The organism is Kitasatospora griseola (genome assembly GCF_014648555.1).
Taxonomy (GTDB): domain Bacteria; phylum Actinomycetota; class Actinomycetes; order Streptomycetales; family Streptomycetaceae; genus Kitasatospora; species Kitasatospora griseola.
On sequence record NZ_BMRI01000004.1, the window covers coordinates 186227 to 209203 of the forward strand.

At 72.6% G+C, this 22977-nt stretch carries 16 protein-coding genes; 9 read left to right on the forward strand and 7 right to left on the reverse strand.

The genetic code is table 11. The features are described from left to right. Positions 1-91 precede the first annotated feature (91 nt). Both IEZ12_RS06960 and IEZ12_RS06965 read right to left on the reverse strand, forming a co-directional pair. Complete coding sequence (locus IEZ12_RS06960) at positions 92-1714, reverse strand: purple acid phosphatase family protein (RefSeq protein WP_189271260.1); 1623 nt, start codon at positions 1712-1714, stop codon at positions 92-94. 155 nt (positions 1715-1869) lie between these two features. Then, the gene (locus tag IEZ12_RS06965; protein ID WP_189271385.1) at positions 1870-2649 is read right to left on the reverse strand and encodes an aminotransferase class IV; all 780 of its coding nucleotides are present in this window, start codon (positions 2647-2649) and stop codon (positions 1870-1872) included. A 120-nt stretch (positions 2650-2769) separates the two neighbouring features. Here IEZ12_RS06965 and IEZ12_RS06970 point away from each other — a divergent pair, with 120 nt between their 5' ends. Beyond that, positions 2770-3270 (forward strand): DinB family protein, encoded by a 501-nt coding sequence (locus IEZ12_RS06970; RefSeq protein WP_189271261.1) that lies wholly within the window; start codon positions 2770-2772, stop codon positions 3268-3270. Positions 3271-3277: 7 nt separating this feature from the next. On the opposite strand, the gene IEZ12_RS06975 is transcribed toward IEZ12_RS06970, so the two are convergent. The 3 genes from IEZ12_RS06975 to nicT all read right to left on the reverse strand — a co-directional run bounded on the left by IEZ12_RS06975 (position 3278) and on the right by nicT (position 8954). Continuing rightward, positions 3278-4936, reverse strand: coding sequence for an FAD-binding dehydrogenase (locus tag IEZ12_RS06975; RefSeq protein ID WP_189271262.1), 1659 nt, complete (start codon positions 4934-4936; stop codon positions 3278-3280). A 142-nt stretch (positions 4937-5078) separates the two neighbouring features. Next, complete coding sequence (locus IEZ12_RS06980) at positions 5079-7511, reverse strand: DUF8508 domain-containing protein (protein WP_229847305.1); 2433 nt, start codon at positions 7509-7511, stop codon at positions 5079-5081. Positions 7512-7862: 351 nt separating this feature from the next. Then, on the reverse strand, positions 7863-8954 hold the full coding sequence (nicT, locus tag IEZ12_RS06985) for a Nickel transporter NicT (protein WP_100587065.1): 1092 nt from the start codon (positions 8952-8954) through the stop codon (positions 7863-7865). A 312-nt stretch (positions 8955-9266) separates the two neighbouring features. Between nicT and IEZ12_RS40355 the strand changes: the two genes are divergently transcribed. Beyond that, complete coding sequence (locus tag IEZ12_RS40355) at positions 9267-11582, forward strand: glycosyl hydrolase family 18 protein (RefSeq protein ID WP_308431006.1); 2316 nt, start codon at positions 9267-9269, stop codon at positions 11580-11582. 69 nt (positions 11583-11651) lie between these two features. Here IEZ12_RS40355 and IEZ12_RS39965 read toward each other — a convergent pair whose 3' ends face one another. Beyond that, positions 11652-13505 (reverse strand): HEAT repeat domain-containing protein, encoded by a 1854-nt coding sequence (locus IEZ12_RS39965; protein WP_189271264.1) that lies wholly within the window; start codon positions 13503-13505, stop codon positions 11652-11654. 131 nt (positions 13506-13636) lie between these two features. Here IEZ12_RS39965 and IEZ12_RS07000 point away from each other — a divergent pair, with 131 nt between their 5' ends. After that, complete coding sequence (locus IEZ12_RS07000; RefSeq protein ID WP_189271265.1) at positions 13637-14770, forward strand: alpha/beta hydrolase; 1134 nt, start codon at positions 13637-13639, stop codon at positions 14768-14770. A 105-nt stretch (positions 14771-14875) separates the two neighbouring features. Continuing rightward, complete coding sequence (locus IEZ12_RS07005) at positions 14876-17254, forward strand: mannosyltransferase YkcB-related protein (RefSeq protein ID WP_229847306.1); 2379 nt, start codon at positions 14876-14878, stop codon at positions 17252-17254. 130 nt (positions 17255-17384) lie between these two features. Here the strand turns inward: IEZ12_RS07005 and IEZ12_RS07010 are convergent, their stop codons facing one another. After that, the gene (locus IEZ12_RS07010) at positions 17385-18140 is read right to left on the reverse strand and encodes an HNH endonuclease family protein (protein WP_189271266.1); all 756 of its coding nucleotides are present in this window, start codon (positions 18138-18140) and stop codon (positions 17385-17387) included. 188 nt (positions 18141-18328) lie between these two features. Between IEZ12_RS07010 and IEZ12_RS07015 the strand changes: the two genes are divergently transcribed. From IEZ12_RS07015 to IEZ12_RS07035, 5 genes are all read left to right on the forward strand, one after another. After that, positions 18329-18919: a nucleotidyltransferase family protein gene (locus tag IEZ12_RS07015; RefSeq protein WP_189271267.1), complete on the forward strand. Its 591-nt coding sequence runs from the start codon at positions 18329-18331 to the stop codon at positions 18917-18919. Positions 18920-19070: 151 nt separating this feature from the next. Next, positions 19071-19901 carry a hypothetical protein gene (locus IEZ12_RS07020; RefSeq protein ID WP_229847307.1) on the forward strand — a complete coding sequence of 277 codons (831 nt, stop codon included), beginning with the start codon at positions 19071-19073 and terminating at the stop codon, positions 19899-19901. 195 nt (positions 19902-20096) lie between these two features. Then, the gene (locus tag IEZ12_RS07025; protein ID WP_229847308.1) at positions 20097-20876 is read left to right on the forward strand and encodes a hypothetical protein; all 780 of its coding nucleotides are present in this window, start codon (positions 20097-20099) and stop codon (positions 20874-20876) included. Positions 20877-20971: 95 nt separating this feature from the next. Then, positions 20972-21778 carry a (2Fe-2S)-binding protein gene (locus IEZ12_RS07030; RefSeq protein WP_189271268.1) on the forward strand — a complete coding sequence of 269 codons (807 nt, stop codon included), beginning with the start codon at positions 20972-20974 and terminating at the stop codon, positions 21776-21778. 134 nt (positions 21779-21912) lie between these two features. Beyond that, positions 21913-22905 (forward strand): DUF2637 domain-containing protein, encoded by a 993-nt coding sequence (locus IEZ12_RS07035; protein ID WP_100586901.1) that lies wholly within the window; start codon positions 21913-21915, stop codon positions 22903-22905. Positions 22906-22977 lie beyond the last annotated feature (72 nt).

The following is a 22977-nucleotide window of genomic DNA, read 5'->3' on the forward strand; positions in this document are numbered from 1 at the left end:
ACGTGATCGAGCGGACGGTACTCACCGCACCACCCTAGACGGCGAGGTCCCCGGGCCCGACAGCACCGGGTCCGGGGAACCTCGCCGACCCTCAGTGGCCGTGCTCGCTGCGGCCCGCCCGGCGGGTGATCGAGTAGTGGTCGATCCGGGTGCCGTCCTCGGCCAGCGCGGTGACCTTCATGCTGCTGGTCGCGCCGCGGTGCGCCGGGGCGACGTCCACCTTGATGAACGAGTAGCCGGTGTAGCGGACCCGCGACCACTGCACGGTCTCCGCGACCTTCATGCTGCCCTTGTCGAAGTGGTACGTGACCACCTCGTCCTGGTGGTTCTCGTGGCCCTCGTAGGTGTCGGGGGCGTCGAACGAGTACAGGCTGCGGCCGGCCGCACCGGCGGTCACGTACACCACGCCGTCCTTGGACGGGTCGATGCTCGCGCCGCTCGGCACCGCCTTGTTGACCTTGTTGCCGAGGATCGCGTCGGTGCGCTCGTACACGTGGTTGTGGCCGTTGATGACCAGGTCCACCCGGTACTTCTCGAACAGCGGCACCCAGGCGTCCCGGACGCCGCCGTCGGAGGCGTGCTGGTGGGTGGTGGAGAAGGCGCAGTGGTGGAAGAACACCACCACGAAGTCGATCGCCTCGTCCGCGCGCAGCTCGCGCAGCTTGCGCTCCAGCCACTCGGTCTGCCGGCCCGCGGTGATGCCCAGGTTGGCCGGGATCTCGTAGGACACGTCGTTGGCGTCCAGCGAGACGACGCCGACGTTGCCGTAGGTGAAGGAGTACACGCCGGGCGCCGTACGCGGGTCCGGGCCGTTGGTCGGCAGGGTGAAGCGGGCGTCGTCGCCGCCGTACCCGTTGTGCGAGTACCAGGCCTCCATGTCGTGGTTGCCGTAGGCGACCATCCACGGGACCTTCGCCGCCACCGTCTCGGTCTGCGCCAGGAACGCGTCCCAGGTCAGCGCGTTGAACGCGACGCGGTCGCTGTCCTTGCCCTGGCCCATCGGGTCGGCGTAGCAGATGTCGCCGGCGTGCAGGTGGAACACCGGCTGCTGGGCCAGGATGACGTGGTCGTTGCCGGCCGCGTGCGAGGAGACGCCCTGGTCGCCGAAGGCGGTGAAGGTGAACGGCTCGAACGGACGGCCCCGCCGGCCGTGGCGGGACGGCGCGGTGGTGAAGGTCTGCAGGGTGGAGATCGCCTGCTGCGAGGCCGGGTCGAAGCCCTCGTGGCCGACGCCGTAGTAGTAGGTGGTGCCGGGCTGAAGGTGGTTCAGCTCCACGTGCAGGTAGTACTGGTCGACCGGGGTGGCGCCGTCGACCAGCGCGGGGGTGTGCAGCGCCCGGACCTCGGCCTCGATCTTGTGGCTGAGCTCCCACGGGTGCCGGCCGAAGCGCAGGAACGGCTTCTTCACCGGCGCCGGCACCTGCCAGGACACCCGCATCTGGGTGTCGGCGTCGGCGCCGAACTGCAGGTGACGGCCGACCGGGGCCACCAGCGAACCGGACACCGCGTCCGTCGTGCCGCTCTGCTTCACGGCCGGGTCGGCGAACGCCGTGCCGGAGCCCAGCGCCCCGCCGACGGCCAGCGCGCCGACCGTCACCGCGCTGGAGCGCAGCAGGGTCCGGCGGGAGAGCTTGCTGCGGAGGTACTCGTGCTGCTCCGCCATGTTCATGCGGGCGGCCAGCCGGGCGGGCACGCCCATGTTCGGGATATCCATGCGCGGGAGACTGCCAGCGGCCGATGGCCGTCACCCTGATGCTCGGTGAACGACCGTCATCGTGTCGGTCTGGCCGAGCACATGATCAGACCATGTGTTCGTAAAGCCGCCGTCGCGAGGCGCCCGTCGGCCCGATCATGGCGCATCGTCGCTGCTCACAGCGGGTCGCCCGGCACCTCCAGGTACGCCGCCCGCAGCCTCGCCAGCCCCGCCGCCTCGGCCTCCCGGACGTCGAACTCCCGGCCGTCCACCGCCGCGACCGCCCGCACGCCGGTCGTCGCATTGGTGGCGAACACCGCGTCCACGCCCGCGAGTTCCCTCCCCACCCTGGCGAACTCCCCACCGCACGCCCCGCGCAGCAGCGTCATCGCGGTGCCCGTCAGGTACTCCCCCTGCGGCCACACCGCCTCGCCGTCGCGCAGGAACCCGACGTTCCAGGTCGTGCCCTCCGTCAACCCGCCCTCCGCGTCCGCGAACAGCGCGTCGTCGAACCCCGCCTGCTGAGCGAGCCGCCGCTGCCGCAGCACCCCGAACAGCGCCACGCTCTTCACCTCCGGCAGGTCCCGCCGGTACCCCGCCGTCCGCACCCGCACCGCCCCCGGCGCCCCGCTCCCCGCCGGACGCGCCGTCACCAGCACCCGCGGATCGGCCGGCCCCCCGACGCTCCCCAGGTCCATCCCCGGATCGAACAACGTCACCCGCACCACCACCGCCCCGCGCGCCGGCACCTGCCGCCGCACCAACTCGCGCACCCGCCCCCGGTCCGGCCGCACCCCGAACACCGTCGCGCAGTCCCGCTCCAACCGCGCCAGGTGCAACTCCAGCCCCCGCACCCGGCCGTCCTCCACCAGCATCGTGGTGAAGTGCCCGTAGTTCGTCAGCGCCAGCGCCTGCAACTCCCCGGCCGCCACCGGCCGTCCGTCCAACTCCGCCACCACGACTCCTTCGCTCACGCCCCCATTCTCCGCGCCCGCAGAGCCGCCCACGCGGCACCGCACGCCGACCGCCCGGAAATCCCGGTGCGATCCGCGCGGCGGGACGGATAGGTTCGCGGGATGACTGCGACCGAGACCCAGCGCCGCCCCGTACCGTTCAACGACAGCAGCGAACTCGACACCTCGCTGGCCTTCCTGAGGTTCGCCCGGGAGTGCGTGGTGAAGAAGACCGAGGGGCTGACGGAGGAGCAGCTGCGTCGGGTCCTGGTCGGGACGGGGACCAACCTGCTGGGTCTGGTGCAGCACCTCACCGCGTCCGAGCGGTACTGGTTCGGGTACCACGTGGCGGGCCGGACGGAGTACGAGGAGGTCGACTTCACCATGGACGTCCCGGCCGGGGTGGGTGCCGAACAGGTGCTGGCCGCCTATGCGGAGGCCGTCGCGGCGAGCGACGCGGTGATCGGCGCGTCCGCCGACCTGTCCCGTCCGGTGGCGATGCCGGTCCGCGAGGAACTGCTCTCGGTGCGGTGGGTGATGGCCCACATGACCAGCGAGACGGCCCGGCACGCCGGTCACGCCGACATTCTGCGGGAGCAGATCGACGGCGCGACCGGGCGGTAGCGGGGGATCAGGCGGTGGCGGCGGCCGCGGCCCGGCCGGCGGTGCGGCCGGTGAAGAGGCAGCCGCCGAGGAAGGTGCCTTCGAGGGAGCGGTAGCCGTGGATGCCGCCGCCGCCGAAGCCGGCCGCCTCGCCCGCCGCGTACAGGCCGTCCAGCACCGAGCCGTCCGGCTGCAGGACGCGGGAGTCGAGGTCGGTGTGGAGGCCGCCCAGCGACTTGCGGGTGAGGATGTGCAGCCGGACGGCGATCAGCGGTCCGGCCGCGGGGTCGAGCAGGCGGTGCGGGGTCGCGGTGCGGATCAGCTTGTCGCCGAGGTAGCGGCGGGCGCCGTGGATGGCGGTGACCTGGAGGTCCTTGCCGAAGGGGTTGGCGATCTCCCGGTCGCGGGCCTCGACCTCCGTCCGCAGCGCGACGGCGTCGATGGGAGGGGCGCCGTCCTGGCGCTCGTTCATGCCGCGCACGAGCTCCTCCAGCGTGGCGGCCACCACGAAGTCCGCGCCGTGCTGCTTGAAGGCCTCGACCGGCCCCGGCGCCCCGGGCAGGGCCCGTCCGAGCACCCGGCGGATCGAACGTCCCGTCAGGTCGGGGTTCTGTTCGGAGCCGGAGAGCGCGAACTCCTTCTCGATGATCTTCTGGGTGAGCACGAACCAGGTGTGCTGGTACCCGGTGCGCATGATGTGGTCGAGGGTGCCGAGGGTGTCGAAGCCCGGGAACAGCGGGACGGGCAGCCGGGCGCCGGTGGCGTCCAGCCAGAGCGAGGACGGGCCGGGCAGGATGCGGATGCCGTGCCGGGCCCAGATCGGGTTCCAGTTCTCGATGCCCTCGGTGTAGTGCCACATCCGGTCGCCGTTGATCAGTCCGGCGCCGGCCGCGGCGGCGACGTCCAGCATCAGGCCGTCGACGTGCGCGGGAACGCCGGAGAGCATCCGGGCGGGCGGGGTGCCGAGCCGTTCGGGCCAGGCGGCGCGGACCTTGTCGTGGTTGCCGCCGATGCCGCCGGAGGCGACGATCACGGCCTGGGCGCGCAGTTCGAACTGCCCGGCGACGGCCCGGGAACTGGCTTCGCCGCGCGGCACGGCGGACGGCGCGAGGACCTCCCCGGTGACGGTGTCCAGCGAACCGCCGCTCGCGGAGAGGCCGGTGACGCGGTGCCGGAAGCGGAGGGTGACCCGGCCGGCCCGGACGGCGTCGCGGACCCGGCGGGCGAACGGTTCGACCAGGCCGGGCCCGGTGCCCCAGGTGATGTGGAAGCGCGGGACGGAGTTGCCGGGGCCGCTGGCCAGCAGTCCGCCGCGTTCGGCCCAGCCGACCACCGGAAACAGCCGCACGCCGAGGCCGTGCAGCCAGGCCCGCTTCTCGCCGGCCGCGAAGTCGACGTACGCCTCGGCCCAGCGGCGCGCCCAGGCGTCCTCGGGGCGGTCGAAGCCGGCGGTGCCGAGCCAGTCCTGCCAGGCGAGTTCGCGGGAGTCCTTGATCCGCATCCGGCGCTGTTCGGGCGAGTCGACCAGGAAGAGCCCGCCGAAGGACCAGTGCGCCTGGCCGCCGAGCGACCCGGCGGGTTCCTGGTCGAGCAGGATGACGCGCCGCCCGGCGTCGGCGAGTTCGGCGGTGGCGGCCAGGCCCGCCAGGCCGGCTCCGATCACGATGACGTCGGCGTCGAGGGCCATCCGGGGATCCTTCCCAAAGACAGTGAGCCCCGATCCTGCGGCCACCCGGCCCCCAGGTCAACCCACCGGTAACAACGCGGGAGCCCCCGCCCCGCCCGAGAAGCGGCAGGACGAGGGCTCCCGACGAACACCCGGCGGGCCGTCAGGGCTTGACCCGGACCACCTGCGGGTCGTGGTCGGAGGCCTGCACGGCGAACTCGCTGTTGATGTGCACCACGTCGTAGCGGACGTGCTGCCGCTTGAACGCCGGGCTGACCAGGATGTGGTCGAGCACCTGCGAGTTGCCCTGGTAGACGTACGAGTAGCGCTCGCTCGCGGGCAGGTCGTTCACCAGGTCGCGGAGCACGCCGCCCTTGGTGAGGGTCTGCAGCGCGGGCGAGAACTGGTAGTCGTTGAAGTCGCCGAGCGAGACGACCCGGGCGTCCGGGTCGGCGGCCTCCAGCTTGGCGACGAAGGCCTGCTCGACGGCGGCCTGCTGCTGCCGCTGCACCTCGGAGCTGCGGTTCGGGGCCTGGAAGCGGCTGTCGATGCCCTGGTCGCCGCCCTTGCTGTTGAAGTGGTTGGCGATCACGAAGACCGCCTTGTTGTGGAAGCTGAACTGGCCGACCAGCGGCTTGCGGCTGGTGGTCCAGGCGTCGTTGTTCGGGTCGATGCGGCCGGGCGAGGCGGTCAGCGAGGTGCGCTTGCCGGTGCCGGTGACGTCGACGGCGGTGGTGGAGTCGCCGCCGGGGATGTCGGTGAAGGAGACCCGGTCGGGGTTGAACAGGAACACCTGGCGGATGTTGCCGCCGGGCTGGCCGCCGTCCTTGTCGTTCACCGGGTCGATCGAGCGCCAGTCGTAGGCGGGGCCACCGGCGGCCTTGACGGCGTCGATGAACTTCTGCACGGTGACCGAGGCGTCCACGGTGCCGTCGTCGACGGCGCCGCTGTTGTCCTGGATCTCCTCCAGGGCGACGATGTCGGGCGAGCGCAGGTTGGTGACCACGGCCTGGGCGAGCTCGGTGTACTTGGTGTCGGCGTCGCCGGGGGCGAGGTTCTCCACGTTGTAGGTGGCGATGGAGAGTTCGCTGGGCAGCGCCCGGTCGGCGACCTCGCGCTGCAGGCCGTTGTCCTGGACGGTGCCGACGGTGTTCGCGGCGATGGTGTAGCCGCCGAACTGGTTGTAGTCGAGCGGGCCGGCGGTGGAGCCGGTCAGCCTGTCGCCGACGTTGGCGACCGGGAACGGCTGCTCGGTCAGCGGCGGCAGCGACTGGATCATGATCCGGCCGTTGTTCGGCTTGTCGTAGCCGAGGTAGACCACGCCGCCGCGGTCGGTCCGCGGGTCGGTCGAGGCGGCGTCCACCCACAGCTCGTGGTACTTGTCCGTGGCCTGCACCACGGGCACGTCGCGGACCTCGACGTTCATGCCCTCCAGCGACTCGTACCGGTCGAGGGCGTACTTCGACGGGTCCAGCGGCAGGTTCTCGATCGAGCCGCCGGCGGCGTCCGGCGCGTACGCGGCCGGGATGGCGGCGGCGTCCAGCACCACGGGCGCGGGGACGGCGTTGCCGGAGGACAGCACGGTGACCTTGGGGCCGGTCAGCTCGGTGACCGACTGCGAGCCGCCCGAGCTGTTCGGGTAGTACTCGCTCACCTTGGCGGTGACCAGCACCGAGTCGCCGACCTTGACGGTCGGGTTGGCGGAGCCGGTGTAGACGAACACGGCCTCGCTGGTGGCCGGGTTGGCGTCCGCGTCGGGGTCCTGGATCCAGAAGCCCTTGGTGCCGTAGCCGCGCACGCCGGTGACGATGCCGGGCACGTTGGTGACGGTCTTGGTGTTCAGCGGCGATATCCGGGTGGCGCCCTGGACGTCGTGGATGCGCACGTCGCCGGGGACGGGCGTGCCGCCGCCGGGGGTGGTGCCGCCGCCGGTGGTCTGGCCCTTGGAGTTGACCGGGGTCGGGTCGCCCGCGGTGAGGTCCTTGGCGTTGTCGTCGGTGTCGGCGAGCGCGGAACCGCGCGCGACCGAGGCGGAGTTGGACGCGCCCGCGGCCGGGCCGCTGCCCTCGCGGACCACGGCGGTGCCGAAGCCGACCAGGTCGACGATCCGCGGGTCCGCGGCGCAGTCGGCGGCGGTCTTGCAGCTCAGCGGGGCGGTGCCGTTGACCAGCGCGACGGTGCCGGAGGTGGCGGACAGCGCCAGGCTGCCACTGGCGTCGGCGGCCGGGAGGTCCACGGTGCCGCCGGCGCCGGGCGCCTCGGCGATCAGGTAGCGGCCGCCGGCCGGGATCGAGCCGTTCAGCGGGGTGACACCCCACTGGGTGGAGGCGCCGGGGCTGCCGGGCAGGTACTGCACGCTGTAGCCGGCCAGGCCGAAGGCGGCGCCGGTCGGGTTGCCGAGCTCGATGAAGTCGTTCTTCAGCGTCGCACCGGAGTTGCCGCCGCCGCCGTACACCTCGGCGATCACCGCGCCGGTGGACGGCGCGGCGAACGCGCCCGGCAGCGGGACGAGGACCAGGGAGGCGGCGACCGCGACCGGCGCGGTGACGCGCAGCAGCGCGCGGCGGGAGCGGCGGGTGGGGGTGGGGCTGGGCACCTTGGCGGGGCTCCTTCGTGGCAGGACCATGGCCCGGTCGCCGTCACGTGGGCGCCGGGTGGCGTTGAGGGTTCGTCAGGATGCTGACTGCCGGGGCCCCTCCGGCCCTGCCGGGCGGGTCCCGAACAGCAACTCGCGTAGATCCAGCCAGAAAGATACGCGCGTAGAAGTTGACCCGACAAGGGCCTTGACGTGAACTTCTCGCCGCCGAGCGGGTACGCCGGGCCACCCGGCCCGGAGCGTTCCGGCCACTGCGCATGCGAAAGGGGCGTCCGGCCCGGAACGCTCCGGCCCCCGCACATGCGAAAGGGGCACCCGCCGGGTGCCCCTTGCCGGCTGACGCCGCGTCGGTCAGGACTGCTCGCGCAGGCCCGCCGACCACTTCTGCTCGACCTTGCCGAACTTCCAGAACGCCATCGCCCCGGCCCAGGTGACCACGAACAGGCCGACGATCACGTAGCCGACCAGGTTGAGGTCGAGCGAGCCGATCCAGCCGATCGGGCCGGAGGTGATGTCCAGCTTCTCGGCCAGCAGGCCGACCAGCTCGATCACGCCGATCACCAGCGCCACCAGCACCGACAGGCCGGTGACGGTGAGGTTGTAGTAGATCTTGCGGACCGGCTTGGAGAACGCCCACTCGTAGGCGAAGTTCATGAACGAGCCGTCGATGGTGTCCAGCAGGCTCATGCCCGCCGCGAACAGGATCGGCAGCACCAGCAGCGCGTACCAGGGCAGCGAGAACGCGGCCGCGCCGCCGGCCAGCACCAGCAGCGACACCTCGGTGGCGGTGTCGAAGCCGAGGCCGAACAGCAGGCCCACCGGGTACATGTGCCAGGGCTTGGTGACGGCCCGGGTGACCCTGCCGAGGATCCGGTTCAGGAAGCCGCGCTTGTCGAGCTGGCGCTCCAGCTCGGCCTCGTCGAAGTCGCCCTGCCGCATTCGCCGGAACACCTTCAGGATGCCGTTGAACGCGCCCAGGTTGATCAGGCCGATCAGCACCAGGAAGGTGCCGGAGACGGTGACGCCGATCAGGCCGGTCGCCGTGTGCAGTGCGGAGTCGTCGGACTCCACCTGCCCGGCCAGCGAGCGGATGCCGAACGCCAGCAGGGCGCACAGGCCGAAGACGATCGAGGAGTGCCCGAGCGAGAACCAGAAGCCGACCGAGAGCGGGCGCTTGCCCTGGCCCATCAGCTTGCGGGTGGTGTTGTCGATGGCGGCGATGTGGTCGGCGTCGAAGGCGTGCCGCATGCCGAGCGTGTACGCCGTCAGGCCCATGCCCGCGCCGAACACCTGGCCGCCGACGTCGTAGTGCTTGGGGGCGATCACCGCCAGCAGCGTGAACCACCCGACCACGTGCAGGGCGAGGACGAACGCGGCCATTCCGGCCAGCCGGATCCACTCCTCGCGGGTGAGCCGGTCACGCAGACGGCTGGGCGCTGGCATGGGATCTTCCTTCCGGACGGTGGTGAGCCGCATCATCCTTCCGTCGATCCGCTCGCAATTGCAAGTCATATGCAACTGAGAGCCAAGGGCGCACAACGGCGGAAACCTCCCCGTCCGAGTTCCCCGGCCGCGACCGCCCCCAACCCGAAGGATCGGAAAGCTTCCTGACGGTTCGTGAGCCGAAATCCTTGACCCGGACGATTGGTCCAGTCCAATCTAGGTGACGCGCTCACCCCAAGCGCGCAGGCTCCCACCTGGGCCCGTCGGGCCGCCGCACCTACCGGACAACCCCACTACTCCGGAGGTTCCTCCATGCTTGAACGGGCCACGCCCGCACCCGGGTCGACGCGCCGGGCCCCCTCCCGGCGACGCGCCGGCGCCCTCGTGGTGGCCGCCGCCATGACGGTCGGCTCCACCGCGCTCGCGCTCTCGCTCGGCAGCGCCTCGGCGGCCACCGTCAACCTGCTCGCCAACGGCGACTTCGAGGCCGGCTCGCTCAGCGGCTGGACCTGCACCAACGGCTCGGTGGTCACCACCCCCGTGCACGGCGGGTCCTACGCGCTGAACGCCAACGCCACGGCCTCGGACACCGGCCAGTGCCAGCAGACCGTCGCCGTCCAGCCGAACACCAAGTACACCCTGGCCGGCTGGCTCAAGGGCAACTACGTGTACCTGGGCGCCACCGGCACCGGCGTCAACGCCTCCACCTGGACGCCCGCCGCGACCAACTGGACGCAGCTGAGCACCACCTTCACCACCGGCGCGACCACCACCTCGGTGACGGTCTTCACCCACGGCTGGTACGGCGCCGGCGCCTACCAGGCCGACGACCTCGCCCTGACCGGCCCCGGCACCGGCGGCTCGCCGAGCCCCTCGACCTCCGCGAGCTCCAGCGCCAGCGCCTCGGCGTCGGCCGGCCCCTCGCAGAGCGCCTCCCCCAGCCCGTCCACCTCCACCTCCTCCTCGCCGTCGCCGTCCGCGAGCTCCAGCTCGGGCACCGGCAACGGCCCCGGCGGCGACGGCAAGATCACCGTCCCGGGCGGAGTGGCGGTCACGAAGACCACCGCCAACGCGGTGGTGCTGAAGTGGAGCGCCTCGACCGACTCCACCGACAACTACGTCGGCTACAAGGTCTGGTCGAAGGGCCAGCTGGTCGGCACCTCGATGGGCACCTCCATCGCGATCTCCTCGCTGCTGCCGAACACCTCGTACACCTTCACCGTCCAGGCGTACGACAAGGCCGGCCACGCCTCCCAGCAGTCCGCCGCGGTGACCACCTCCACCGCCGCCGCGCCCGCTGCCGCCAAGCCGTACAAGTCCGCGTACTTCGACCAGTGGTCGGTGTACGACGCCGCCTACTACCCGAAGAACGTCGACACCTCGGGCGCGGCCGGCAAGCTGGACGTCATCTCCTACGCGTTCGAGAACATCCACCCGACCAACCTCAACTGCTTCGAGGCCGTCAAGGCCTCCGACGCCACCCACGAGGACAACCCGAACGCGGGCGACGGCGCGGCCGACGCGTACGCCGACTACCAGATGGACTACTCCGGCGCGATCTCGGTCGACGGCTCCGCCGACGACTGGCAGCAGCCGCTGAAGGGCAACTTCAACCAGCTGCGCCAGCTCAAGGCGAAGAACCCGAACCTCCGGGTCACCCTGTCGCTGGGCGGCTGGACCTACTCCAAGTACTTCTCCGACGCGGCGGCCACCGACGCCTCGCGCAAGAAGCTGGTCTCCTCCTGCATCGACATGTTCCTCAAGGGCAACCTGCCGACCGGTGTCGCCGGTGACGCCTCCGGCGGCGCGGCCAGCGCCGCCGGCATCTTCGACGGCATCGACATCGACTGGGAGTACCCGGGCTCGGCCGGCGGCCACACCGGCAACCACTACTCCGCGGCCGACAAGCAGAACTTCACCGCGCTGCTCGCCGAGTTCCGCAGCCAGCTGGACGGCTACGGCGCGAGCGTCGGCAAGAAGTTCCTGCTCACCGCGGCGCTGCCGTCCGGCCAGGACAAGATCCAGTACATCGAGACCGACAAGATCGGCTCGTACCTGGACTACGCCGACGTCATGACCTACGACATGCACGGCTCGTGGGACGCCACCGGTCCGACCAACCTCCAGGACCCGCTGCACGACAGCCCCGCCGACCCGACCACGCCGATCACCCCCGGCACCGCCAAGTACAACGTGGACACCACGCTGGCGGCCTACACCACCGGCCTGCCCGAGTACGGCATCACCGGCGGCTTCCCCGCCAACAAGATCATCCTCGGCATCCCGTTCTACTTCCGCGGCTGGACCGGCGTCCAGGCCGGAAACAACTACGGCCTCTACCAGAAGGCCACCGGCGCCACCCCCGCCAAGCCCGGCAGCCAGGAAGCCGGCCTCGCCAGCTGGCGCGAACTCACCCTGACCGCCCAGAACACCCACTGGGACCCGATCACCGAGTCCACCTGGGTCTACGACGGCACCAACTTCTGGACCGGTGACGACCCGAAGGCCATCCAGGCCCGCGCGGCCTACGCCAAGTCCAAGGGCCTGGGCGGCATGTTCGCCTTCGCCCTGGAGAACGACGACGACTCCAGCACCCTGCTGAACACCATCTACAACAGCCTGGGCTGACGTCCCGTCGGATCCTGAACGGACGGCCCGCCGCATCTTCCCCATGGGTGCGGCGGGCCGTCACCATGTTCAGCCCCGCACGGCGAGCAGCAGCCGGGCGTCCTCGCGCAGGCGGTCCTCCTCCCGCACGCTCCAGTAGTGGTCCCGGCCGACCGGCCGGCTCCGGTCCGTGGCCGACCAACCCTCGACCAGGGCCCGTTGTTCGCCCGGCAGCGGCCGGCCGATCCGGCGCAGCACGGCGAGGGCGCGGGCGCCCGCCGCGCTCCGGTCCAGGGCGGCGAGCAGGACGGGGACGGCCCGGGCGGGATCGCCGGTGATCCGCCAGTGCGCCTCGGCGGCCTCCACGCGCTGCCGGACATGACCTTCCGTCAGCCAGTGCTCCACCACGGGCAGCAGGGGCGCCCCGAGCGGCCCGAGCAGGGCGGCCTCGGCCAGGCAGTCGGCGCGTTCGGCGAGCAGCCGCAGCGCGGGCTCGGGGTCCGCGCCGAGTCGGGCGGCGGCGACGGCGGCCACGGGGGCCAGGAAGCGGTCGTCGCCATTGGCCAACTCGCCCAGAAGCCGGATGAGTTCAGGGTCGCCGAGGCCGGATCCGCCGAGGAAGCGGACGAGTTTCGGGCTCGGGCAGGTGCGCAGCAGCGCGGTCAGTTCGGGCAGCAGCGGCGCGGCGCTCTCCGGGGTGAGCGCGTCGAGGAGTTCGTCCGCGCCGCTGTGGAGTGCGCCGCCGCACGGGGACCGGTGCGGGGCGAGGGCCCGGCGGCGCAGGGCGGGGTCGTCGGTCCGGGCGGCGAGGGCGTCGAGCGCGGCGGCGTCGGGCTCGGGGACGGCGGTGAGCAGGCGGATGTCGCCGGCCCGGCCGAGGGCGAGCTGGGCGGGCCGGGAGATCCGCCAGTCCGGGTCGACGGTGTGCGGCAGCACCGCCTCGACGACCGGGCCGGGGTCGGGGCAGCGCGCGACCAGACCGGCGAGGCCGTCCAGCACCTTCATTCGCCAGTACCACTCGCGTTGGTGCGGCAGCGCGGCGATCAGCAGCGCGACGGTCTCGTCCCGGTAGCCGTACCAGCGGGCGGCCAGCCGCAGCGCCCGGCGGGCCCCGCGTGCGTCGTGGTCGCCGGCTGCGATCCAGGCGGCGGCGACGGCCCGGGTGGCCTCCGGGTCGGCGTCGAGCAGCCGCTGCAGCCGGTCGTCGGTGTTGCCGACCCCGGGGAACCACTCGCCCCACCCGACCCGGAAGTCCGGAACGCCGCCGTCCGCCACCAGGACCGCCACCAGCTCCGCCGGGTACGGCGCTCCGGCGCCCTCCAGCAGTCCGAGCGCGGCCGTGGCCCGGACGGCGGGCTCGGGGTCCGCCAGCGCCGCCCGCAACCGCCCGCCGGGGTCGGCGTCGAGGAAGCCCAGCACCGTCAACGCCTCGGCCCGCACCGCCGGCGACGGGTCCTCCCGGTGGCACGCCGCCAACGCGTCCAGCGCGAGCGACCGGCTCTCCCCCGCCGCCCACCGCGCCACCCGCACGACCTGCCGGCGCACCTCCGGGTCGGGATCGCCGCGCAACAGGCCCAGCAGGCCCGGGAGTTCCCGGGACGCCAGGGTCCGCCCCGTCACCTTGTCCTGGTACCCGCTCTCCTCCTCCTCGCCGTCGTACTCCTCCTCGGCCCCGCCGGTCGTCGCGATGAACGCCAGCACGTCGTCCCGCCGGTGGACGGCGTGCACCGCGGCATGCGCCAGGTACGGGACGGCGGCGGCCCCCGCCGAGGACACCGTCCCCTGATGCAGAGCCCGGTCGAACAGCTCCCCGAGCGCCTTGCCGACCACCGCCTCGTCCTCGGCGTACAACGCCTGGACCCAGCCGGGGACGTCGGTGCCGCTCCCGTACGAGTGCTCCAGCGATGCCCAGTCGGTCAGGTGCAGTTCCTCAGGTGATCTCACGAGCGCAGGAGGCTAGCCGGAAGTTCCGACAGGCGAAGCAGTTGGTCTGCCCTTGAGGGGGGCTTGGGAAACCCGGGAAGGTGCTGGGAGGCGGCTGTGAGCTTGATGAGGCCGTACCTTACGATCATCGGGTGCCGAGCCTGACCGGAGCCCCGATCCAGATCATCGCCAGCCTGCTGGCCGTTCTCGCCTTCGCCGCCACCATGTGGCTGTGGCCCCGGATGGGTGGCCGGAGCTGGCGGGCGTGGCTCGGGCGGCTGGGGGCGTTCTTCGGGACGCAGATCGCGGTGCTGGCCGCGATGGGGCTGGTCGCCAACTCGTACTTCGGCTTCTACTCGACCTGGAGCGACCTGCTCGGTCTGGACGGCAGCCCGGGCACGGTGGTCGACCACCAGCCGGGCGGCAAGGCCGTCTCGGTGACCGGCGAGCAGAAGATGTACTCCTCGCAGGGCGCCGCGCAGGATCGTTCCGGCGTGATCCAGAAGGTGGAGATCCACGGCGAGCGCTCCGGGCTGACCGGCACCCCGGCGTACGTGTACCTGCCGCCGCAGTACTTCCAGCCGGCCTACGCGGGGACGAAGTTCCCGATGCTGCTGGCGCTGTCCGGCTACCCGGGGACGCCGGAGAAGCTGATCTCGCTGCTGCAGTACCCGGCGTCCACGCTGAAGGCGATCGAGGCCAAGGAGATGCCGCCGACGGTGCTGGTGATGATGCGGCCGACGCTGGTCGCCAACCGCGACACCGAGTGCATGGACGTGCCGGGTGGGCCGCAGGCGGAGACCTTCTTCACCGAGGACCTGCCGAAGGCGATGTCCGCCTCCTACCGGGTCGACGACCGGCCCGAGGCGCGGGCGGTGATCGGCGACTCCACCGGCGGCTACTGCGCCGTCAAGTTCGCGGTGCGCAAGCCCGATTCGTACCGGGCGGCGATCGCGCTGTCCGGCTACTACGAGGTCCACAACGACCCGACCACCGGCGACCTGTTCGGCGGCAGCGCCGAGGTCAAGCAGGACAACGACCTGCTGTGGCGGTTGCAGAACAAGCCCGCGCCGCCGGTCTCGCTGCTGCTCGCCACCAGCAACAACGAGGAGAACTACCCGGCGACGCAGCAGATGGTCGCCGCGTTCAAGGCCCCGACCCGGCTGTCCACCATCACCCTGGACACCGGCGGCCACAACTTCCACACCTGGACCCGGGAGATCCCCCCGGCGCTCACCTGGCTCGGCAGCCGCCTCCCGCAGCCGCAGCCGGCCCCCGCGAGCTGAGCCGAACCGGCCTGACGGACCGTCGGACGAAGGCTCGCGGAGAATAGAGCCCGCTCACAGTCGGGTCTCATGGAGTTCTCAGCCACGCCACGCAGCGTGTCTCCCATGACCACGCCCAGTTCCGTTCCTCCGACCAGCGAGCCGTGGCCCGACGCCGCGAACCACCCGCCACCGGCGGTCCCGGCCGACGCCGCCGCGTCCGGCCCGACCGTCTGGCCGGCGCCGCCGCCCGCCGAGGCCGGGGACGAACGGCCCGCCGGGCGCGAGCGGCCCGCCGAGCCGCTGTTCCCGCCCGTCGCACTGCCGCCCGTCGGCCCCAAGGGCCCGGCCACCTGGGCCGGCCGGCTGCGCACCCTGCCCGGACGCACCTGGCGCGGACGCGAGGACGACCCGAGGTGGGTCCGGCCGGCGTTCCTGGGGCTGCTGCTGGCCACCGCCGTCCTCTACTTCTGGAACCTGACCGCCTCCGGCTGGGCCAACGCCTTCTACTCGGCGGCCGTGCAGGCCGGCAGCGTCAGCTGGAAGGCGATGTTCTTCGGGTCCTCGGACGCGGCGAGCTTCATCACCGTCGACAAGCCGCCGCTGTCGCTGTGGCCGATGGCGGTCTCCGCCCGGATCCTCGGCCTGAACTCGTTCAGCGTGCTGGCCCCTCAGGTGCTGATGGGCGTCGGCACGGTCGCCGCCGTGTACGCCACGGTGCGCCGCCGGTCCTCGGCGCTCGGCGGCCTGGTCGCGGGCGCGGCGCTGGCGCTGACCCCGGTGGCGGCGCTGATGTTCCGCTTCAACAACCCGGACGCGCTGCTGGTGCTGCTGCTGACGCTGGCCGCGTACGGCACCGTCCGGGCCACCGAGACGGCGTCCACCCGCTGGCTGGTGTTCGTCGGCGTGATGCTCGGGCTGGCGTTCCTCACCAAGACGCTGCAGGCGTTCCTGGTGCTGCCCGCGTTCGCCCTGGTGTACCTGTTCACCGCGCCCACCGGCTGGGGCCGTCGATGGCTCCAACTGCTGTACGGCACTGTGGCGATGGTGGTCGCAGGCGGCTGGTGGGTGGCGATCGTCGAGCTGATGCCGGCCTCCGCCCGCCCGTACATCGGCGGCTCGCAGGACAACTCCTTCCTCTCCCTCACCTTCGGCTACAACGGCTTCGGCCGGATCACCGGCAACGAGACCGGCAGCGTCGGCGGCGGAAACCGGATGGGCGGCGGCGGGGGCGGCATGCCCGGTGGCGGCATGTGGGGCTCCACCGGCCCGACCCGCCTGTTCGACGGCGACATCGGCGGGCAGATCGCCTGGCTGATGCCCGCCGCGCTGATCCTGCTGGTGTTCGGCCTGTGGGCGACCCGTCGCCACGCCCGCACCGACTCGGCCCGGATCGCCTTCCTGGTCTGGGGCGGCTGGCTGCTGTGCACCGGGCTGACGTTCAGCTTCATGTCCGGGATCTTCCACCAGTACTACACGGTGGCCCTCGCCCCGGCGATCGCCGCACTGGTCGGCATGGGCACGGACGGTCTGTGGCGGGCCCGCCACCGCTTGCCGTACGCGGCGGTGCTGGCCGTGACGCTCGCCGTCACCGCCTGGTGGTCGCACCAACTCCTGGGCCGCAGCGCCGAGTTCCTGCCGTGGCTGCGCTGGGCCGTGCTGATCGGCGGCCTGCTCGCCGCCGTCGCACTGCTCGCCGCGGGCCGGATCACCGGACCGATCGGCGGCCGGATCGCCGCCACCGCCGGACTCACCGCACTGGCGGCGGGCCTGGCCGGGCCGGCCGCGTACGCCCTCGACACCGTCTCCACCGGCCACACCGGATCCATCGTCACCGCCGGACCGCGCGTCAAGGGCGAGGGCTTCGGCCCCGGCGGCGGTCGCGGCAAGGCGCACGGCACCTTCCCGGGCTTCCCGGGCGGCCAGAACGGAATGAACGGCGGCGGGAACGGCAACTTCCCGGGCGGCGGCATCGCCGGCGGTGCCTTCCCGGGCGGCCAGAACGGAAGTCAGAACGGCGCGTTCCCGAACCTCCCCGGCTCCCAGGGCTTCCCCGGCACCGGCACCGGCACCGAGGACGGCCGCACCGGCCGCGGCGGTTTCGGCGGCGGGATGGGCGGCGGCATGGGCGGCCTGCTGGAGGGCGCGAAGGTCCCGTCCGAGGTCGCGGACCTGCTGAAGCAGGACGCCGACAAGTACACCTGGGTGGCCGCCGCGGTCGGCTCGCAGAACCAGGCCGGCTACCAACTCGCCACCGGCGAGCCGGTGATGGCGCTGGGCGGCTTCAACGGCAGCGATCCCTCGCTCTCGCTGGACGGCTTCAAGCAGCTGGTCGCGGAGGGCAAGGTGCACTGGTTCATCGGCGGTGGCGGCATGGGCCGCAGCATGGGCGGCTCCGACTACTCCTCGGAGATCGCCTCCTGGGTGGAGTCCACCTACACCGCGAAGACGGTCGGCAGCACCACCATGTACGACCTGACGGCCGCACCGAAGAGCGCGGGCTGACCTGCCCCGCTCCCACGACGCCCGAGGCCGTTCGACTCCCCCTCCCCCAGAGGAGCTCGAACGGCCTCGGGTCCTTCCGCGGTCGCGGGCCGACGCGCCGTCAACAAACGCTCAGCCGGTCAACGCTCCGTCAGCCGCCGCACAGCGACAGCATGGTCTTCTTGTCGGCAGGCGTCACCGGCAGCTGGTACTTCAGCGAGACCTGCGCCCACCGGATCGCGTACGAGCAGTGCACCTCGGTGTTGGCGGGCAGCCAACTCGCCGGGCCGGAGTCGCCCTTGGAGGCGTTCTGCGAGCCGTCCGCCGGGATCAGGTTCAGCGGGTCGTTGGCGATCTGCACCCGCTTGAGCTTGTCCCACTGGGAGGCGCCCTGCTGCCAGTCGTAGGACAGCGGCATCACGTGGTCGATCTGTATCTTCGACGCCTGCTGCTTGCTCCAGTCCACGTTCTTGCCGGTGTACGGGTCCCAGATGGTCATTCCGGTGACGACGCACTGGGAGCCGTCCTTGTGCTCCACCTTCTTGCCGTCCCGGGCCAGCATGTCGTCACGGGTGCTGCAGCTGTTGTGGCCCATCGGTATGCCGTCCACGTTGTCCGTCCAGGCGGGGCCGAACTGGTCGCGGTCGTAGCCGGTCTTCGGGCCGGGGTCGGCGGTCTTCACCTTGGCGATCAGGTCCCGGCCGGCCTTGCGGTCCGCGTCGTCGGTGACGGGCGCCAGGCCGGGCTTGGTGCCGTCCGGGTTCTGCAGCGGGTTGGTGCCCTTGGAGGCCGACTGCGGCTTGGACTTGGCGCTGTCGCTCGACGACTTGTCCGCTCCGTTGCACCCGGCGAGGGCGAGCGATCCGAGCAACAGGGCGGCGACTACGGCGGTACGGCGGGATCGCACGGTATTCCTCTGTGGGTGGGCGACTCTGACGGCCCACCAGAAGACCAGCCGGTCAAGTGCGGGTCAAGGCGGCCACGCCGCAGCATGACGCACCTCACAATCCGGGCAAAACCCCGACCGGCGCGAACCGTTCCGCCGACCGCGCCGGGACGCTCCCGGGACGGCGCCGACCCGGGCAGACTGGCGGCATGACGGAGTTGCGGGTGCCGGCCCTGGTGCTGGCGGCGGGCGGCGGGTCCCGACTGGGCGGGCGCCCGAAGGCGCTGCTGCCGTACCGAGGTCGCCCGCTGCTGGAACACGCGCTGGCGGTGGCCCGCGACGGCGGGTGCGACGGAGTGGTGGCGGTGCTGGGGGCCGCCGCGGCGGAGGTCCGGGAGCGCGTCGACACCGGCGACTGCCTGCTGGTCGACAACCCCGACTGGCGCACGGGGCTGTCCTCGTCGCTGCGGGCGGGCCTGGCCGCCCTGCCGACGGGGGCGAGCGCGGTCCTGGTGCTGCTGGTGGACACCCCCGGCGTGACGGCGGAGGCGGTGCGCCGACTGCTGGCGGCGCACGCCGGGCGCACGGATCTGGCAGCGTGCGCCTATGCCGGCCGCCGGGCGCACCCGGTCCTGATCGGCGCCGCGCACTTCCCGGAGCTGCTGGCCACCTCGACCGGCGACGCGGGCGCCCGCGCGCTGCTGGCCAGGCACCCGGTCACGCTGGTGGACTGCACCGACGTGGCCGTCCCCGACGACCTGGACACCCCGGCGGACTTGGCCCGCTGGGGCATCGACTGACGTCCCGTCAGCCCGGCGCATGGCCCGCGCCGCACCTTTCCGCCACCTCAACTGCGGTGCAGGATTACCTCATTCCGCACCGGCCGGGATCCCGATCGGCGAGGATGGAACGGATCGTTGCCAGCCCGACCGGAACGGACGGTGACCAGCCATGCCGCTGCCCGAGGACGCCGCAGACCCGGCCCGGTTCTCCCCCGGTTCGCCGTCGGGGGCCAGCGAACTGCGCTGCCCGGCCTGCCGACGCGAGCACCGCTACGAGCCGCCGAGCCTGCCGTGCCCGTGCGGCGCGCAGTTGCGGGTGCCGCTGCTGCGCGGCGGGGTTCCGGTGCAGGTGCGGTTCCGCTCCTGGGAGGACTCCTGGGTGAGCATGCGATGTCCGCACTGCGGCCGCAGCGACCAGTGGCCGCAGCCGGAGTTCACCTGCGACTGCGGGGCGACGGTCCGACTGCCGGTGGACCGGGCGCCGAAGCTGCAGAGCGCGGGCCCACGGGCGACCCGCCCGGCCGAGGCGGCCCGCCCGTACACCACGGCGGTGCCGCCGGTCGCCCCGCCGGACCCGCCGGCGGCGGGCTCGGGCCCGGCCCGGGTGCTGCGTCCGCCGTTCCGCCCGCAGCCGGTGCGCACCCCGCAGGACGCGGTGCTGACGGCGGCCCGCTACCTGCAGTGGCTGGGCTTCGAGGACCTGGAGTTGACGCCCGGTCAGGAGCGCGACTCGACCACACTGCTGGGCGGGCAGCTGGTGGCCCGGGTGGACACCTGGACGGAGCCCGCCGACGTCAAGGCGGTGGAGTGCCTGTGGCTGGAGACGCTGCACAGCGAGCAGGTGGCGGCGGCGATGTTCACCGTCTCCGGTTTCTCCCGGCAGGCCACCGTACGCGGCGAGCAGCTGCTGGTCGCCCTGTTCACGCTGGACGCGGCGGGCATCCCGCAGCCCTCGAACGGCGCCGCCGAGGCCCTGATGGAGACCGGTTGGACGTCCTGACGCGCCGTCACTCCACCGTCACCCGGAAGCGTTGATTCCGGATTTCCTCACGCTCGTGATCTGGTGCACAAGCTCCCGCGCGTGTTGAATTGCCGCCACGACGCGGGCCCTTGGGGATTGGGGAGGGTCCGCCGGTCACTGCATGGCGCGCACAAGGAGGTGGCGTTGTCGGTGCACGGGACTGCCCCGGGGGGCATGGCGGACGTCGTCTGGCGACTACGGTCGCGGGGCTGCTGGCAGGAGGCCGCGGACCTGCTCCGCCCGCAGGCCGGCCGGGATCCGACGGCGGCGTTGCAGCGGGCCGAGCTGCTGATCGAGCAGTGCCTGTTCACCGCGGACCACTGGGAGCGCGCGGAGGACGCCCTGCGCCTGGCGGAAGCCTCGGTCGCGGGCACCGAGCATCGCGCGGCGGCCTCCTGCGCCCGCGGCTACCTGGCCTACGTGGCCAGCGTGCTGGGCCGCCGGGACCGGCTGGACGAGGCCCAGGCCGCGCTGGGCCGCACCTCGGCGCTGCTGCCGCCGAAGGCGCCGGGCCGGCCGCTGCTGGACTTCCGGCGCGGACTGGTCGCGGAGAATCTGCTGCACGACCCGGCGGCGGCGCACAGTGCGTACACCCGGGCGCACGAGGGCGCCCGGGAGCGCGGCGACGACCTGCTGCGCTCCTCGACCTGGTGCCACCTGGCGGGGCTGGCGCTGGCGGCGGGCGACCAGGAGCGGGCCCGGCAGGGTTTCGGAACCGCGCTGAAACTGCGTGAACAGCTCGGCTTCACGGTGGGGGTGGCGCCGGCGCTGGCCGCGTTGGCGGAGGTGTCGGAGCCGGCCGAGGCGGAGCGGCTGCGCGCCGAGGCGTCCCGGCTGGTGCAGGCGCTCGGCGGGGTCCCGGTCTGGCTGGCCCGGCGACTGGGGAGGCTCCCGGAACAATCGCCCGCACCGGACGGCGGCACCGTGCACGACCCGCGGCACGGCATCAGCTAAGGTGAGCCTTACCTGTCCGGGGCGAGCAGTGGCCCGGACAGGCCCACCGCGCCGTGCCCGGGCCCCGCTCCCGGGGTACCACCCAGGGAGCCCGCGTGACCGCGCACCAGGTCGGCCAGTGCCCCCCGCCCGCCGCCACCGACTCCCGTCCCCTTCAAGGGAGTTGGCGGCGGCTGACCGAGCTCTTCCCGGATCTTCGGATCCATTCCGCCACCCCGCGCACCGACCCCGGCTGGACCACCGCCGCAGCCCTCGCCACCGATCCGGCCGCGCTCGACGCGACCATCGCCTTCGACGAACGCCTCGGCCTGAAGCTCTACGGCGCCCCCACCCGCCCGGACGTCACCGCCGGTTTCAGCCTGCACCGCTACGCCTGGCCGGTCGCCCTCGCCTTCACCCTGCCGTGGTTCCTGGAGCGCCGGGTCCCGGTCCTCCCGGTCGAGCAGCTCTCCATCAACCGCGCCGACGGCGAACTGACCGCCCGTCCGCTCGCCTTCCACTGCCTGCCGGACGACCCGGCGGCCTCCCACCCGGACGCCCTGGTCGCCCCGGACCGCCCGGCGCTCGACACCGCGCTGCGCGCCGCGCTCGCCGACCATCTCGCGCCGGTGCTCGACGCCTTCCGCCCCCGCGTGCGACGCGGCCCGCGCACCCTCTGGGCACTCGCCACCGACGACGTGGTGGACGGCCTCTGGTACCTCTCCACTCTGCTCGACGAGGAGCCCCGGGCGGTCGCCGAACTGACCGCGCTCCTGCCGGGCGACGCCTCGTCGGCCCCGTTCGTGGGCGCGCCGGGCTTCCGCGAGGAGGGCGGGCACCGGACCAGGACCAGGGTCAGCTGCTGCCTGTTCTACACGGTCCGGCCGACCGAACCGTGCTTCAGCTGCCCCCGCGGCAAATAGATCTGACAATCCGTTGATGTAATTCCGAAATTCCCCCCTAATAGTGTATTGCTCGCGATCCGGCCATGTTTCGACGCATTTCTCCGCCATGATGGTCCCCCCATCAAACGCGAAGAGCGAGGCTTGATCAGGTCATGAGACTGTCGGACATACCGCTGGGCTGGGTCGTCGCCGGCACGGCCGCCCTGGTGGCCGCCGTCGCCCTGCTGGCCTTCGCCCGCAGCCGCTCGGCCGCAGCCACCAACAACGGCGCTTCGGATTCCTGGGAACGCGCCGAGGAACGCCGCCGCCGCACCGAGAGCCTCTACGGCGGCGCCTCCTACCTCCTGCTGTTCTGCTGCGCCGCGGTCGCCGCCGCGCTCTCCTTCCACGGACTGGTCGGCTTCGGCGTCCAGAACCTCGGCCTCTCCGGCGGCTGGGAGTACCTGGTCCCGTTCGGCCTCGACGGCGCCGCGATGTTCTGCTCCGTCCTCGCCGTCCGCGAGGCCAGCCACGGCGACGCGGCACTCGGCTCCCGCCTGCTGGTGTGGCTGTTCGCCGCCGCCTCGGCGTGGTTCAACTGGGTGCACGCCCCCCGCGGCTTCGGCCACGACGGCGCACCGCAGTTCTTCGCCGGCATGTCGCTCTCGGCCGCCGTCCTGTTCGACCGCGCCCTGAAGCAGACCCGGGTCGCCGCCCTGCGCGAGCAGGGACTCGTCCCGCGACCGCTGCCGCAGATCCGCGTGGTCCGCTGGCTGCGCGCCCCGCGCGAGACCTACGCCGCGTGGTCGCTGATGCTCCTCGAAGGCGTCCGCACCCTGGACGAGGCCGTCGAGGAGGTCCGCGACGACAAGCGCACCGCGGCGGAGAACCGGGAGCGCCGCAGGATGGCCTCCCGCCGGGAACGCGCCGAGATCCGCGCCATCGGCCGCCAGCCCGGCAGCAGCTGGCGCACCCGCCACACCCGCCAACTCGAACCCGCCCCTGCCCCCACCACCTCCACGGAGCCCGCCATAGCCCCCGCCGGCCTCCCCGCCACCCCGGCCCACCGCAGCATCGACCTCACCCCGGACGAGGACACCACCACCATGCCGCGACTCGCTTCGCTCGAACAGAAGCTCAAGGACCTGGAACAGCAATTCGGGTGAATATTCAGGGGCTCGGGGAACGGCGAGGTCCTGTTGCCGGCGGCCGGAGACAGCGGTTGGCCATGGCTGCGG